The sequence below is a fragment of the Streptosporangium sp. NPDC023825 genome (assembly GCF_040639575.1).
Taxonomy (GTDB): Bacteria; Actinomycetota; Actinomycetes; order Streptosporangiales; family Streptosporangiaceae; genus Streptosporangium.
On sequence record NZ_JBFAAE010000041.1, the window covers coordinates 21373 to 36198 of the forward strand.

12 protein-coding genes and 1 pseudogene are annotated in these 14826 nt (G+C 71.3%); 3 read left to right on the plus strand and 10 right to left on the minus strand.

What is annotated here, in order from left to right; all coding sequences use genetic code 11:
• Positions 1-19: 19 nt before the first annotated feature.
• Together AB0G15_RS29035 and AB0G15_RS29040 are read right to left on the minus strand one after the other, a co-directional pair.
• Entirely contained in the window at positions 20-217 is a 198-nt protein-coding gene (locus tag AB0G15_RS29035) for a hypothetical protein (RefSeq protein ID WP_362845846.1), read from the minus strand.
• Positions 218-409: 192 nt separating this feature from the next.
• Positions 410-1135, minus strand: coding sequence for a DUF2470 domain-containing protein (locus AB0G15_RS29040; protein ID WP_362845848.1), 726 nt, complete (start codon positions 1133-1135; stop codon positions 410-412).
• Between the two features lie 93 nt (positions 1136-1228).
• Between AB0G15_RS29040 and rpsD the strand changes: the two genes are divergently transcribed.
• Positions 1229-1843: a 30S ribosomal protein S4 gene (rpsD, locus tag AB0G15_RS29045; protein WP_362845850.1), complete on the plus strand. Its 615-nt coding sequence runs from the start codon at positions 1229-1231 to the stop codon at positions 1841-1843.
• Here rpsD and AB0G15_RS29050 read toward each other — a convergent pair.
• From AB0G15_RS29050 to AB0G15_RS29060, 3 genes are all read right to left on the minus strand, one after another.
• A complete protein-coding gene (locus AB0G15_RS29050) occupies positions 1831-2961 on the minus strand; it encodes an ion transporter (RefSeq protein ID WP_362845852.1) in 1131 nt (376 codons plus the stop codon). The genes rpsD and AB0G15_RS29050 overlap by 13 nt on opposite strands.
• 221 nt (positions 2962-3182) lie before the next feature.
• A complete protein-coding gene (locus AB0G15_RS29055; protein ID WP_362845854.1) occupies positions 3183-3800 on the minus strand; it encodes a glyoxalase in 618 nt (205 codons plus the stop codon).
• Positions 3801-3838: 38 nt separating this feature from the next.
• Positions 3839-4171: a VOC family protein gene (locus AB0G15_RS29060; RefSeq protein ID WP_362845856.1), complete on the minus strand. Its 333-nt coding sequence runs from the start codon at positions 4169-4171 to the stop codon at positions 3839-3841.
• Positions 4172-4321: 150 nt separating this feature from the next.
• Between AB0G15_RS29060 and AB0G15_RS29065 the strand changes: the two genes are divergently transcribed.
• Entirely contained in the window at positions 4322-7102 is a 2781-nt protein-coding gene (locus AB0G15_RS29065; RefSeq protein WP_362845858.1) for a LuxR C-terminal-related transcriptional regulator, read from the plus strand.
• Positions 7103-7235: 133 nt separating this feature from the next.
• On the opposite strand, the pseudogene AB0G15_RS29070 reads toward AB0G15_RS29065, so the two are convergent.
• From AB0G15_RS29070 to AB0G15_RS29080, 3 genes and pseudogenes are all read right to left on the minus strand, one after another.
• A pseudogene (locus tag AB0G15_RS29070) lies at positions 7236-7328 on the minus strand (TetR family transcriptional regulator); the annotation flags it as partial.
• Between the two features lie 77 nt (positions 7329-7405).
• Positions 7406-7639 (minus strand): hypothetical protein, encoded by a 234-nt coding sequence (locus AB0G15_RS29075; RefSeq protein ID WP_362845860.1) that lies wholly within the window; start codon positions 7637-7639, stop codon positions 7406-7408.
• 4 nt (positions 7640-7643) lie between these two features.
• Entirely contained in the window at positions 7644-9005 is a 1362-nt protein-coding gene (locus AB0G15_RS29080; protein WP_362845862.1) for a S8 family serine peptidase, read from the minus strand.
• A gap of 171 nt (positions 9006-9176) precedes the next feature.
• Here AB0G15_RS29080 and AB0G15_RS29085 point away from each other — a divergent pair, with 171 nt between their 5' ends.
• Entirely contained in the window at positions 9177-11267 is a 2091-nt protein-coding gene (locus AB0G15_RS29085) for a spermidine synthase (RefSeq protein WP_362845864.1), read from the plus strand.
• A 276-nt stretch (positions 11268-11543) separates the two neighbouring features.
• Here AB0G15_RS29085 and AB0G15_RS29090 read toward each other — a convergent pair whose 3' ends face one another.
• Positions 11544-13031 (minus strand): LCP family protein, encoded by a 1488-nt coding sequence (locus AB0G15_RS29090; protein ID WP_362845866.1) that lies wholly within the window; start codon positions 13029-13031, stop codon positions 11544-11546.
• A gap of 828 nt (positions 13032-13859) precedes the next feature.
• Complete coding sequence (locus AB0G15_RS29095; protein ID WP_362845868.1) at positions 13860-14822, minus strand: neutral zinc metallopeptidase; 963 nt, start codon at positions 14820-14822, stop codon at positions 13860-13862.
• Between the last annotated feature and the right edge of the window lie 4 nt (positions 14823-14826).

Genomic DNA, 14826 nt, shown 5'->3' on the forward strand with positions numbered 1-14826 from the left:
GATCGCATCCTGGGAATAATTACGCTTCCGGGATGGTTTCGCGCGGAATGGCTTGACGCCATTTCCCGTTGAGGCGGGAAATGGCGCCACGGCGGTAAAACATCGGCGGTAAGACATCGTCCCGCCTGCCGTTGAACGGCTGCCGCCCGATCACCTCAACGCGCCAGATCACCTCAACGGCTGTTTTCCGGCCGTCCTCCGGGCGTTCTCCGGTCACTCGCCGTCCCGCGTCCCTCACCCCCAGCTTCCCCGCCGCCCCCGGCCGTCTTCTGCCGCCCGTGGTCGCGCCGCCCGTAATGGCTCCGGCAGCGTGGTTCCGCCCGTAGTGGTTTCGTCCGTGGTGGCTCCGGCAGCGTGGTTTCGCCCGTGGTGGCTCCGTCGGCGGTGGCTCCGCCCGTGGTGACTCCCGTCAGTGGTGGCAGAGCAGGCAGCGCACGGCGTGTTCGAGAGACTCCGCGTCGGTGATGGGTGAGGGCCAGGGAAGCCGGATCAGTGTCGGGTCGTCCACGCCGCAGCGGACGGTCGCCCCGAAGCGGTCGAGCTCCCAGAGCCAGGCCTCCGGCACCGGCGCGGCGAGCAGGGAGCCCAGTGCGGCCTCCAGCTGCCTGCGGTGGGCGTCGTTGACATGGTGGAGCATGCGCTCGGCCTCACCCATCAGCGGATCGGGGGCGGCGCCGAGATACTCCTCGGCGTCCAGCACACCCGACTCCGGCCCCATGAGATAGATCACCCTGCCGATGTCGACGCGGAGCAGCCGGGGGCCGCCCGTCCCCTCCAGCACCTCGAACAGGGCCTCGTCGGGGCAGCGCTCGGCGATCGACACCGCCGTCTCCCTCACCTCGGCCTCGGGCACGGCCTGCACCCAGCCCTGCACCTTGAGCAGGCCGCGTGACAGCTCGTGCTCTCCCAGCGAGCGGTTCGACGTCAGATCCACGGTCACCACGGGCTCGGCCCGCGCGTCATGGAGCGGGTCACCCGGCAGGACGAGGAGCACGGGCCGGCCGGCGCCGTCCACGCCGCCCCTGGCAGGCCTCGCGGGGCCGGTGGTCCCGGAGATGGACACGTGGGCGGGAGCGGCCGTGGCGGCGAGGGTGCGGACCCGCTCGGGGATCGGCGGAGCGGTGACGGGCTGCATGGACCGGCTCTCCTTGAGGTCGGGAGATACTGCTGTTGCTATGTAAGATTAGCCTTGCCTAACTAAGGTAGACCTAACCACAAAGGAGTGAGCATGCGCTACACCGGACCGAAGGTGCGACTGTCCCGGAGGGCCGGCGTGCCGCTGACCCGCAAGGCCGTCCGCTACTTCGAGGAGCGCCCCTACCCGCCGGGTGAGCACGGTCGCAAGACCAACCGGCGGCAGACCGGTGACTATGGACTGCGGTTGATGGAGAAGCAGAAGCTCCGCTGGTACTACGACGTCTCCGAGCGGCAGATGCGCCGCTACTGGGACCTGGCGTTGCGCGGCACCGGACGTGCGGGCGCGGAGCTGGTGGTGCTGCTGGAGACGCGCCTCGCCTCCCTGGTCCTGCGCTCCGGCCTCGCCCCGTCCATTTACGCGGCCCGCCAGTACGTCGCCCACGGTCACATCACCGTGGACGGCCGCAAGGTCGACATCCCCAGCTACCTGGTCAAGCCGGGCCAGGTCATCGCGGTGCGCGAGAAGTCACGCCGGATGCAGCCCTTCGTCGCCGCGTCCGAGGGCGTTTACGCGGACGACCGGGTCGCCGCCTATCTCGACGTCGATCACGCCGAGCTCAAGTTCACCCTGTTCAGCCGCCCGCTGCGCGAGCAGATCGTGGTCCCGGTGGACGAGCAGCTCGTGGTGGAGTTCTACTCGCGCTGACCTGACGCCGATCCGCGGCGCCGGCCCGCCGCCCCCCGGGTGGCGGGCTTCTTCGCGCCACCGTTCCTTCGCGCGGCCCTGGAGTCCCTTCGCGCGCCCCTGGAGTCAGAGCCGCCGTTCTTCTCCGGGCGCACGTCGCCGTTCGCCGCCGCGTTTTCGGAGACCGGGCCGCCGTTTCCCGCTGAGCGGACGTCTGGGCGCGCGTCGCCGTTCGCCGCGGTGTTCCGGGCGTCGCCGTTCGCCGTGTTCCCGAGGGACGGCACGGGGTCCGGGGCGCCGTTTCCCGCCGCGCGCGGGCGGCCCTTCGCGGCAGGGCCCGGACCGCCGTTCGGCGTCACCGGGACCCGGTCCCGCAGCTCCCGCACCTCGGCCCGGAGCGTGGCCAGCTCGGCGAGCACCGCCCTGCCCAGGTCCTCGGTCGCCTGCACGGACTCCTCGGCGTGCTCCTCCTCCATCGCGCTGACCACCACCGCGATGAACAGGTTCAGCACCACGAAGGTGCACACCAGCATGAACGCCACGAAGAACACCCACGCCGACGGGTGTACGGCCATCACCTCGCGGGTGATGTCGGACCAGGCGTCCCCGGTCATCATCTGGAACAGGGTGAACAGCGAGGTGGGCAGGTCGCCGAAGTACTCCGGGGCGGTGACGTGATAGAGCTTCGTGCCCATCACCGCCGTGACGTAGAGCACCAGTGCCAGCAGCAGCACGATCGAGCTCATCCCCGGCATCGCGGTGAGCAGCGCGGTCACCACCCGGCGCAGGCTCGGCACCACGGAGATCAGCCGCAGAGCCCGCAGGATCCGCAGCGCCCGCAACACCGAGAGCCCGCCCGCCGTGGGCAGCAGCGAGACCGTCACGATCGCGGCGTCGAAGAGGTTCCACGGGTTGCGGAAGAACCGCCAGCCGTAGGCGTAGAGCCTGGCGACCAGTTCGACGACGAAGATGTAGAGCGCCAGGTGGTCGACGACGGTGAGCACCGTGCCGTACCGCTCGACGGTCGACACGGAGGTCTCCAGCCCGAGGGTGGCCGCGTTGATCACGATGACGGCGATGATGAACTGCTGGAAACGGTGCGTTTCGAGCAGAGCGCGGAGACGCTCGCGCGGAGGCACGGGGGCTCCCGGGGGTCGGAGAGGCCAAGGACAAGCCAAGATCATAACGGACTGGTGAAGTTCCGGATCCGCCGTTGATGTCATGAAACATTCCGGTCATTCGATCTTCGCTGTCCGGAAACATCGCCTGATCCGAAAACGGGCACCGCGCACGTCGCCTCCCCGCCCCGCGGCGGGCCGGTCGGACGGCGGGCGTCATCGCCGTCCGACCGGTGGTGGGTTCACCGGACAGAGCGGGAGGCGGCCTCCCAGGTGAACCCGTCCGGGTCGGTGAGGGCACCGGCGTCGGTGTCGATGATGAGCCGGTGTGAGCCGGTTCCGTCGACGGGAACGCCTGCGTCCTTGGCGGCGGCGCGGCGGCTGTAGAGGGCCAGCCTGACGGGCGCGGTGGCGAACTCGACGTACTTGCGACCGAAGCTCTTGGTCACCGACAGGCCGCGCTCGACGTAGAAGCGCTTGGTCACGGCGACGTCCTCGACGCCCAGCAGGAGCACGATGTCGTCGATGTTCCGGGTGGCCGGTCCGGTGTCCTTCTTCGACGACGATGCGATCTTCCAGATGGTGCCGTACGGATCACGCAGGACACCGCCATACCCCCAGAAGCTCTTCGTGGGTGCTTTCAGGGTGGTCGCACCGCCCCGCAGGGCGGTGCCGAAGAGGCTGTCCACCGTGCTCGGCTGGGACACCACCAGCGACATGAGATACCCGCGGAAGCCGGTCGTGGGCGCCTGCGAAGCGCGGGTGAGTACGTGGGCTCCCACGCCGAAAGCGGTGGCGTAGAAGTCATCGGCGGCCGTGGGGTCGGGGACTTCGAACGTGACGGAGTGAATGGAGGTCATCGCGGTTTCCTTGTCAGTCCTGGATGAGGCCGAGCTTGTCAGTCCTGGATGAGGCCGAGGACGTTGCCGTCGGGGTCGGTGAAGGTGGCCACCAGGCGGCCGCCGCCGACGTCGTGCGCCGCCTCCCGTACCGTGGCCCCTGCGGCGGTCACCTCGGTGAGCTTCGCCTCGATGTCCGGCACGTGCCAGTAGGCCACCGGGGCGGTCATGCCCTGCGGTCCACCGTTCGGCACCAGCCCGATGTGCTGATCGCCGGCCTCGAAGCCGACGTAGTAAGGAGTGTCGTTCTCCGGCTGGAGGCCGAGCAGGGCTGCGTAGACCTTCTTGGCCTTGGCCAGGTCGGACACGGGGTGCAGCACAGTCTTGATCATGATTTCTCCTGTGGGCGCGATCTGTTGTGCTCCCAGCTTTCATCCCGGCCCGGTCGGTGAGCATCCGTGGCGGCCACGGAACCGACCACGGAACCGGCCACGGACCGCCGGCCAGGATGGAGCACGGAGCGGATGCGACAGAATGCGACCATGGCGACAGAGGGTGATATCTCTCCGAGGGAGGCCGAGGTGCTGGAGCTCCTCGGATCTCACTTCAGCAACGCTGAGATCGCAGCGCGGCTGTTCATCTCGGTACGCACCGTCGAAAGCCACGTCTCCTCACTGCTGCGCAAGCTGGACGTGCCGGATCGGCGAGCTCTCGCCCAGCGCGCGACCGTCGATCGGCCTCATCGGGAACCGGTCCCCCTGCCGGCCCCGCTGACCTCGTTCGTCGGCCGGGCCGGGGAGCGGGCAGAGCTGTCCGAGATGATCATGGCGCACCGCCAGGTGACCGCGACCGGTCCTGGCGGCGTGGGCAAGACCCGGCTCGCGTTGGCGGTGGCGGCGGAGACGGCCGGCCGGTACGCCGACGGGGTGTGGTTCGTCGACCTGATCCCGGTCACCGATCCCGGCATGGTCGCGACCGCCGTCGCGGGTGCGCTGGGACTCGGCGAGCAGCCCGGCCGCGACTTGACCGAGTCGGTGGTCACCGCGCTGGCCGACCGTCAGGCGTTGCTGGTGTTCGACAACTGCGAGCACGTTGTGGACGGGGTGGCGCTGTTTCTCGAGCGGCTGCTCGCGGCCTGCCCCCGGGTGACCGTGCTGGCGACCAGTCAGTCCCGGCTGATGGTGCCGTTCGAGCGGGTGTACCAGGTCCCGCCGCTGTCGCTGGCCGGCGAGTCGGACGCGGTCGCGTTGTTCATGGAGCGGGCGCAGGCAGCCGGCCGGCCGCCGGATCCGCCACAGCACGACCAGATCGCCGCGATCTGCGCGCGGCTGGACGGCATGGCGCTGGCGATCGAGCTGGCCGCGGCCCGCTACCCGACGCTCGGGCTGGACGGCATCACCGCCGCCGTGTCCCACCCGCTTCGGATGCTCACCGGCGGCTCCCGCGCCGATCAGCGGCACCGCTCGGTTCGGGCCGTGCTGGACTGGAGTCACGCCCTGCTGGAGCCCGCCGACCAGGAGCTCCTGCACCGGGTGTCGGTCTTCGTGGCGCCGTTCACCGCATCGGCGGCGGCCGAGGTCGCCGGGTCCGCGATAGACGTGGTCGCCGACGGGCTGGCCCGGCTCGCCGAGCAGAGCCTGCTGGGGGTGACGGCGTCCCCGAAGGGCACCCGCTACCGGGCATTGGAGACCATCCGCCAGTACGGGACGGAACGGCTCGGCCAGGCCGGTGAGCTGGCCGGTGCCCGGGCCCGGCACCTGCGCTGGTGCCTCACCCAGGCCGTTGACCTGGTGGTGGCCGGGCAGGACTGGCGGGCCCGGTTCGACGCGGTCGCCGATGACCTCCGCGCAGCGCTGAGGTGGGCGGCGAGCGAGCCGGAGCGGCGCGCGGACGCCTACCGCCTGGCCCGGCACCTGGCCGAGCTGACGTTCACCCGCCATCTGATCGGGGAATCGCAGCAGCGATACGAGCAGGCTTCCGCGCTCGCCGACGACCCCGCCGCCACCGCGTCCATGCTCCGGCAGGCCGCGGAGGTGGCCGGCTGTCGCACGCGCGGCGATGACATGTACCGCCTCCACCGCGCCGCCGCGGATGCCGCTCGCCGTGCCGGGGACACCGCCGGCGCCGCCGTGGACCTGGCCACCGCCGCCACCGTCGCGTACCGGTTCTCGAGCACGTTCGCGCGGATCCCGTCCGAGGAGGAGGCGGTCGCCCTGGTCCGCGAAGCGCGGGAGCTGGCCGGTGACGACCCGGCCGCCGAGGCGGCGGTGGCGCTGGCGGAGGCCGGGGTCCTCAGCGACGCGTTCGGCGCGGTCCAGGGCCCGGCCGACAACGCCGTGCCGGAGACGCTCGCGCGCGCCGAACGTGCGGTCGAGCTGGCTCGCCGTATCGGCAACCCGCTCGCGGAGTCCGCGGCGCTCGACGCGCTCACCGCGGCACACGCCTGGGCCGGTGACATGTTCGCCTGCGCGGCCACAGCCGGGCGCAGGATCACGCTGCTCTCCTCCATGCCGGACAGGCCGCAGACGCCGGGCGGCATCCACGAACTGATCGACGGGCTCGGCATGGCCGTTCAGACCAGCCTCGGCGTGGGGAACCTGGCGGACGCCCTCCGGAGGGGACGGCAGCTGGCCGGCCATCCGGCACTGGCCGAGGTGGGTCATCGGGCCACGAGCTGGCTGCTGGTCGCCGACGCGCTGGCGGGCAACGTCCACGAACTGCTCTCCGGCGGCGCGCGCTTCCTCGATGCGTGGCGGCGTGCCGGCAGCCCGGCCAAGGCGGCCCTCGGCCCGGCGGCCGCCGCAGTGGCGATGATCCACAACTTCCGGGGCGACCACGACGACGAGCGCGAATGGCAGATGGTCCTGGATCGGCTCGGCGACTCATCCGAGCGCACGTACGGCTACGGGGCGCTTTTCGACGCGATGCGGATGCTCCATCACGGGCACGCCGGGGAGGCCATGGAGCGGATGGCGCCCGAACCCGGCGAGGTGTGGAAGTGGGTGACCTGGATCTGGCTTCACTGGTACGTGGCGGTACGCGCCGAGGCCACCGTTCTCGCCGGAAGCCCCGGCGCGCGCGACCGCCTGGCCGACGCCCGTGCTGTCACCGCCGGCAACCCGGTCGCCGGCGCCATCGTGGAGCGGGCAGAGGCCTTCCTCGACCGGGACCACAAGCGCCTGCTCGCCACCGCGGACGTGTTCGAGGCCGCCGGTTGCCGCTACCAGGTGGCGCGGACGATGGTGCTGGCCGGTGGCGAGCATGCCACCCGTGGCGCCGCCGTCCTGGCTGATCTCGGGCTCGCACCCATGACCGTTGCCTGAGTACGCACGGGCACCGGCCGGCTCGCGGATCCCGCGTTCCTCCACCATGTCCTTCGGCGCCCGCGCGAACAGAGGCTTCGGCCCTGCTCAGCAGGTCCTCCACCTCCTCCTGCCGGTCGAAGAGCAGGCCCTCCTCGGTGCCGAAGTAGTCGAAGACCGTGTTGACCGACACGTCGGCGGTCCGGGCGACCTCGGCCACCGTCACGTTGCCGAAACCCTTCGTCACGATCGGCCCCTGGGAAGGGGCCAGGCCGGAACAGGGACCGGGCCGGAACGAAGGACCCCGTCCGGCGGGCGCGGTGTTCAGCCCGGGGGGCCGTACGGCTCGATCCTCGGGTCGGAGTAGGGGCCCCCGGCCGCCTCGGGGGCGACCCGGCGGGCGGCGGACTCGCTCACCCGCAGGCCGTACAGGCCCTGGTCGGGGTCGATGAGCACCAGGCCGTACTCGGTGTCGACGTCCTCCTCGGGTAACTCCAGGCGCCGCATGGCCTGCGCGAGCGTCGCGTCGGGCGGGAGCCGTACGGTGATCAGGAGCATGCACTCACGCTACGCGTTTGGCGCGGCGGCGCAACGAGGCGAGCATCCCGGCGGTGTCGACGACGCCGTAGCCGTAGTCGTGGTCGAACCCGATGTCGCCGTGGTCGTCGGCGGTGCGCCGGAGCAGGGTGCGCAGTTGGGCGGGTGACAGGCGAGAGGAGGGCCACAGGGTGCGTACGGCCGCGACCAGCCCGGCGGCGACGGGGCACGCGGCCGAGGTGCCCGAGTCGGCCTCGTCGTCGCCGAAGGCCCCCGAGCCGGAGAAGTGGGTGTAGGCGCAGAGGTCGGGCTTGCGGGCGGTGAGGCGGCCCGGACCCTGTGAGGAGTAGCCGACCCGCTCGCCCCGGACGTCGACGCCGCCGATCGACAGGACGCGCGGGTGGGAGTTGGCGCCCGTGATCGGCCGGTCGGGGTACGCGCACCGGCCGTCGGGACAGTCTCGCCCGCAGTTTCCCGCGGCGAACAGCACGTCGGCGCCCGCCCGCTCCAAGCTGGAGACGATCAGGTTGAACGGGTGGGCCGGGTTGTCGGAGTAGTTGCCGGGATGGCCCGCGGGGAAGTCCCAGTCGGGAGAGAAGGAGCCCCAGCTGTTGCTGACGACCAGGGAGCGCGAGGCGGCGGGCTGGGCCTCCAGGACGGTCCGCAGGTGGGCGAAGGCCGCCACCGCGTCCGACAGCAGGCCGTCCAGCGCGCTGCCTCCGGGACGCCGGGACAGCAGCACGGGCATGTCGATCAGCGACGCCCCCGGCGCGGCGATGAGCGCGTCGAAGGCGCACATCGTGCCGTGGTCGACGGGGAACTCGCCCGCCGTGCCCCGTACCCCCGAGGGCTTCCAGCTGCGCTGCGCGTCGAGGGCCACGGCGCGGTCGAGGCGCCGGGCCACGTGCGCGGCGTTGATGCCGGTGTCGAGCACCGCGAGCGCGACGCCCGAGCCGTCGAGACCCTCGCGGGCCAGCTCGGCGACGTTCAGCAGCCGCTCCACCTCGTGCCAGTCGCCCACCGGGGGCGTTCCGCCGCAGGTGAGACCCCGCTCGATCACCGGGTCGGCGAAGACTCCTACGACGTCGGGACGGAGCGAGGGCAGCAGGGTGATCCGGGTGGAGATCTCGTCGTCGGAGATCTCCCCGCGGACCAGGACCGAGGCCTCGTCGCCGGCGAAGGAGAACGTCAGCGGCTGGTTGAGCGAGAGGGGATCGCCCCCGGCGGCGGGAACCGGCCGGGGGGCGACGACCGGGGTGAAGGAGGGGTCCACGACGACCCCGGGCAGCGCGTCGGCGACGTCGGCGGCCGCCGGAGTGCTCACCGCGGGGTCGGCCACGGCCGCGACGACGTCGGGGGAGGGACGGAGCTGGAGCAGGACCCGCATGTGCACCACCGGGGCTCGAGGGGATCGGATCCCACCACGTTCCTTCATCCGCCTCGATCCCGTCCAGCCGTTGAAACCCCTCCCTATCTGGACTCACGGCATGTAACCCGTGCAAACGACGGGCGTGGATTTCCTTCCCTGCGCGGGTGTCGATCACTAGCGTTGGGCGTCATGACCGCAGCGGCGGAGACGACTCCATCCCCCAGCCCCGATGTCCGGCACACGCACTGGTTGAGCACGCGGCCCAGACTGATAGTGGCCAGTGGTTTCATGCTCTTCCTGGAGCTGGCCCTGATCCGGTGGACCGGGTCGAACATCGTTCATCTGAGTTACTTCACGAACTTCGTCCTGCTGGGGTCCTTCCTCGGCATCGGGCTCGGCTTCCTGCGGGTGGGACGCAGCACCCGGCAGCCCTACTACTCGCCGATCGTGCTCGCCGTCCTGGTCGTGGTCGTGTGGCGCTTCCCGGTCACCGTGGACCGCCAGACCGAGGGGGTCCTGTACTGGACGAGCCTGAGCGCGAGCGGGCCGCCCGCCTGGCTGATCCTTCCGGTGATCTTCGCCGCGGCGGCGATCGTGCTGATGGGCCCGGCCGAGCTGGTCGGGCGGTGCTTCCCCGAGCTGGAGCGGCTGGAGGCCTACCGCTACGACCTGATCGGCAGCCTCAGCGGCATCGGGCTGTTCACCGCGCTGTCGTTCCTCAGCGCGCCCCCGGTGGTGTGGGGGACGATCGCCGCGATCGCCTACGCGGTGCTGCTGTGGCCCCGCAAGGTCTGGGCCCGCGCGGCGCTGCTCGTGCCGTCGCTGATCGTCGTCGGCGTCCTCGCGACGGAGTCGCTGACGGCCGGGGCGCTGTGGTCGCCCTACTACAAGGTGACCTACGTGCGCGGCTACTGGAACGACGTGCCGCTGATGAACATCGACGTCAACGGCATCCCGCACCAGCAGGCCACCCCGGCCAAGAGCCGCCTGGAGTGGGAGCGCCAGTACGCCCTGCCGTACGAGCGCGCGGCCTCCGGCAAGCTGGACAACGTGCTCATCGTGGGCGCGGGCAGCGGCACCGACGTGTCCATCGCGCTGTCGAAGGGCGCCAAGCACGTGGACGCCGTGGAGATCGACCCCAAGCTGCTGGAGCTCGGCCGTTCCTACCACCCGGACAGTCCCTACTCCGACCCCCGGGTCACCACCCACGTCACCGACGGCCGCGCCTTCCTGGAACGGACCTCCGACAAGTACGACCTGATCCTGTTCGCGCTGCCCGACTCGCTCACCCTGGTGTCCGGGGCGAGCTCGCTGCGGCTGGAGAGCTACCTGTTCACCCGGCAGGCGATGGAGGCGGCCAGGGACCACCTCAAGCCCGGCGGCGCCTTCTCGATGTACAACTACTACCGCGAGACCTGGCTGGTGGACCGCCTCGGCTCCACCATGCAGGCCGCCTTCGGCCACAAGCCCTGCGTCGACATCGTCAGCGAGACCGGCCAGCAGGCGGTGATCACCGCGGGGCTCACCACCGAGGCGCAGCGGTGCGGCTCGGAGTGGGCGGGTGCGAAGGCCGACACCCCGCCGCCGGCCAGTGACGACCGGCCCTTCCTCTACCTGAAGGACCGGACGATCCCGCAGATCTACATCATCACCCTCGGCCTGATCCTCATCGTCAGCCTGCTCGCCGTCCGCGCCGTCGCCGGTCCGTACCGGCGGATGCGCCCGTACGCCGACCTCTTCCTGCTCGGGGTGGCGTTCCTGTTGCTGGAGACGAAGAGCGTCACCGGGTTCGCGCTGCTGTTCGGCACCACCTGGGTGGTGAACGCGATCGTGTTCGGCGGGGTGCTGGTCGCCGTGCTCGCCGCGGTGGAGGTGACACGCCGCTTCAGGGTGCCCTCCCTGCCCGTGATGTACGGCGTGCTGCTCGCCGGGCTGGTCCTGGCCTGGCTGGTGCCCAACTCCTGGCTGCTGAGCCTGCCGTTGCCGCTGCGCGCGGTGACCGCCGTGGTCGTGGCGTTCCTGCCGATCTTCGCGGCCAACGTGGTGTTCGCCAAGCGCTTCGCCGACTCCGCGGACGCCACGGTGTCCTTCGGTGCCAACCTGCTGGGCGCGATGGTCGGCGGCTGCCTGGAGTATCTGGCGCTGGTCATCGGCTACCAGGCGCTGCTGATCGTGGCGGGCCTGGTCTACCTGGGAGCCTTCGCCCTGCTGCCCAGGACCTCCGGGGCCGTCGCGGGCGGCGGGGGAGCCGGGGGCGCCGGCGCGGTCAAGGTCGGCTGAGCCGACGGGCTCCGGGCGGCACTGAGCCGGAGCCCTGGAGCCCTGGAGCCACGGAGCCACGGAGCCCTGGAGCTCTGCGCTCCCGAGGTCCTGGATTCCCGGGGTCCTGGAGTCCCGGGGCCCTGGAAGTCCTCTGGGGTCTTGAAGTCCCGGGGTTCTGAAAGTCCTGGGGGCCCGGAAAAGCGTTGTGGCCCGTCCTCCCGCGAGGGAGGGCGGGCCACCTGCGTGTGGCGACCGCGCGTGGCCGTCAGCGGCGAGGCCGCTCGCGCGGGGCGGTCAGAACCCGCAGAGCTCGTCCAGGGACTCGGCCTCGCCGTTCTGGGTGGGCGTCTGGCTCGGCTTGGCCGCCGTCGGCCTGGAGGCCGTGGGGGTGGCGGCGGGCGTCGCGCCGCTCGCGCCGGGCGAGGCCGTCGCGGCCAGGGGGCGGCGGGCGGGCTGCAGCGACCGGCGCAGCGCCCTGGCGGTCGCCGTACGGATCTTCTGCCAGTCGGGCGAGCCGGTGTAGAACTGCGGCGGCACGAACTGGAGGCTGACGATTTTGGCGTCCTTGACCTTCAGTCCCAGGTCGATGATGTGCTCCAGCAGCTCTCGGGGGATGTCGGTCTTGGCCATCTTCTTGGCCACGTTCGCGATCTTGGCGAAGTTGGTGAGCACGACCGACGGGGTGGCCTGCTGGGCGAAGGCGCCGATGACGCAGCGCTGGCGGGCCATCCGGGAGAAGTCGTCGCTGCCGACGCGGGAACGCCCGTACCAGAGCGCCTCCTCGCCGGAGAGCTTGCGGTATCCGGCCTTGATGGTCCCGGCGGTGCCGTAGAGGCCGCCCCACGGGACGTCGCGCTCCACCCTGATCCTGAGGCCGCCGATGGCGTCCACCAGGTGGGCGAAGCCGAACATGTTGACCAGGGCGTAGTAGTCGATCTTCAGGTTGAGCGTGTAGCCGATGGCGTCCATGAGTGCCCGGGGGCCCCGCTGCCCGTTCTTGACCCCGGGCATCAGCTCGGGGTGGTCCTCGGCGTACTGCCAGACCTCGTTGAGCAGGCCGCCGTTGGGCAGCTCGCGCATGAAGCCGTCGGGGAACCGCTTGCCGAGCGCGGTGCCGGGCGGGAAGCGGACGTGCTGGAGGTTGCGGGGAAGGCTGAACATGGCGGTGTTGCCGGTCGCGACGTGCACGCTGGCCATGGTCATGCTGTCGGTCCGCACGCCCTCCCGGTTCCCGGCGCCGTCACCGCCGACGAGCAGGAAGTTCACCCGCTTGCGCCCGCCCCACGGGTCCTCGTGCTTGACGGGGACGGCCGTGGGGTTGCTCGCGGCGCTCTCGAAGATGGCGTTGGCCGTCTGCTTGCCGGTCATCACGGTGCTCGCGGTCAGCGCGAACGGCGCCATCACCGACACGCACAGCACGCCGACCGCGACGCCCGACACGATCTGCCCCCTGCCGCTGAGCCGGTCGGGCCCGAGGGAGATGTAGGAGAAGAGCACCAGCAGGAACCAGGCGATCGCGCCGACGACGGCCAGGACCACCGCGGTCGTCAGAATGCCGTCGCGGGCCACGAAACCCGCGTTCTCCGTACCGCCGAGGACGAACCAGCCGACCAGGGCGGACAGCAGCAGCGCACCGAAGATCGTGAGCAGGATGTATCCGGTGCGGCGGTGTCCCGACCGCAGGTGCGCCGCGCCGGGAAGGACCGCCGACAGCGCGGTCCAGCCGATGAGCGCGCCGACCGTCAGCGGCCTGGCGAACTGAGGCCGCTTCCCGGGAGGCACGGGCGGACCGGGCGGTCCGGGCGGTCCGGGGGGAGATCCGGCGGGTCCTCCGGCCTGCCCCGTCGCCTGGCCCGGTCCTGAGCCCTGGCCCGGTCCTGAGCCCTGGCCCGGTCCTGAGCCCTGGCCCGGTCCTGAGCCCTGGCCCGGTCCTGAGCCCTGGCCCGGCCCGGCGGTCTGGCGGCCGGGCCGGGTGCCCGCTCCGGTCTGCGAGGGAGAGGCCGTCCGCCCGTCGGGCGCGCCCTGAGGGGGAAGGGTGTCGTGCCCGTTGTGCGAGGGCTGCCCATTGGGTACGCCGTGCGGGGAAGGTGTCTCCTGCCTGTTGATCCCCTGTCCGTTGTGCGCGTCCGGGAGGGAACGCGCCTCCTGCCCGTTGGCGGCGCCCCGTGCGCCGGGCCGAGGCTGCGGAGGGAGCGTCCCCCGCCCGTCCGGTACGCCCTGGACCAGGTCGGGAACCGCTCGGCTCCCGTTGTGCGCGTCCCCGGCGGGGGGCGCCTCCCGCCCGGCGGGAGTGTCCCGGGCCGGCGGCGTGCCGGGTGGGCCAGGGGGGATTCGCGTCTCGGCCGGACCTTGCGCGCCGCCGCGGCCCGCGGCCGGGCCTCCGCTGCGGCGCCGGGGGCGCCGTTTCCCACTGTCGCCGGCGAGATCCCCCGAGTCTTGCCCAAGGCGCATCGTCACACCGCTTCCTACTACGTTTTGCCCCGGTCTACCTGGCAAAACAGCCAAGGTTCCCCGATTGAACGGAATTTGCCAGGATTCTAGTCCCCATACCTGGACATGACAGACAGATGGTCAATCTGTGGTTAATGATCCCTTAAGTCGTGATGTCGCCTAAGACGTGGACGAGGAGGGCGCCAACCAGGTGTTGCACTGGAACGCCTTGTTCTTCTCGTAGCCCTGGCGGAACCACCGGTTGTTGTTCGCCGGGGAGCCGTGGTCGCGGGGGTAGCCGGGCCAGTCGCCCACGCGGGAGTAGAAGTAGTAGAGGGTGTTGCGCCGCGCCGGGGTCACCGGGTAGCTGGCCGAGACCGAGCGCATGAACATCGCGCCGAAGCAGGTCGCCTGGAGCTCGAACCTGCGGCTCAGCGCGAGCTTCCCGCTCCGGCTGCTGGACCGCAGCGACCGCTGCCACCAGGTGTCGGACAGCCCCGACAGCTGCTGCACGTGGTGCCCGTACTCGTGGGCCATCATGCTGATGACCCCGCCGTGCCAGTCGGTGATGGAGCCGTACCCGCCGGAGTTGCCGACCCCCCGCACCATCGCCCTGGTCGAGGCGTAGATGGTGGTGTTGCGCGGGCAGTAGTACGGCACCATGCTGCCCGGCGAGGGGAAGTCGCCGCAGGCGCCGCGGCCCTTCGTCGCGGTGAGGGCGTAGCCGGGCGGGCGCCAGTCCATGCCCTGCTTGCGCATGATCTGCGACCAGCCCCGGTCCATGCACTTGGACGTCCTGAGGATCAGCGCCTTGAGCTGGCTGTGGCTGTAGATGCTGGCCGACCCGGCCGGGCAGTTCACCCTGGGCAGCCCGCCGGCCCGGTAGAGCGTGTTGTTCTCCAGGCTGGTGTTGAGCGTCCGCACCTTGACCGGGGGCGTGATCGTGTCCTCCGAGATGTCGGAGGAGGCCGTCGTCCGCCGCGGCTCGGCGGACGCGGTGCGCGAGGGCTCCGCGGTGGGCGTGTACGACGGCCTGCTGTCCGCGAAGGTGGGGAGCGCGATCGGCGAGACCGGGTCCGGGCGGCGGCTGTTCTTGGCCACCGCGCCCAGCACCACGAGCCCGACGAACACCAGCGCGAACACGCCG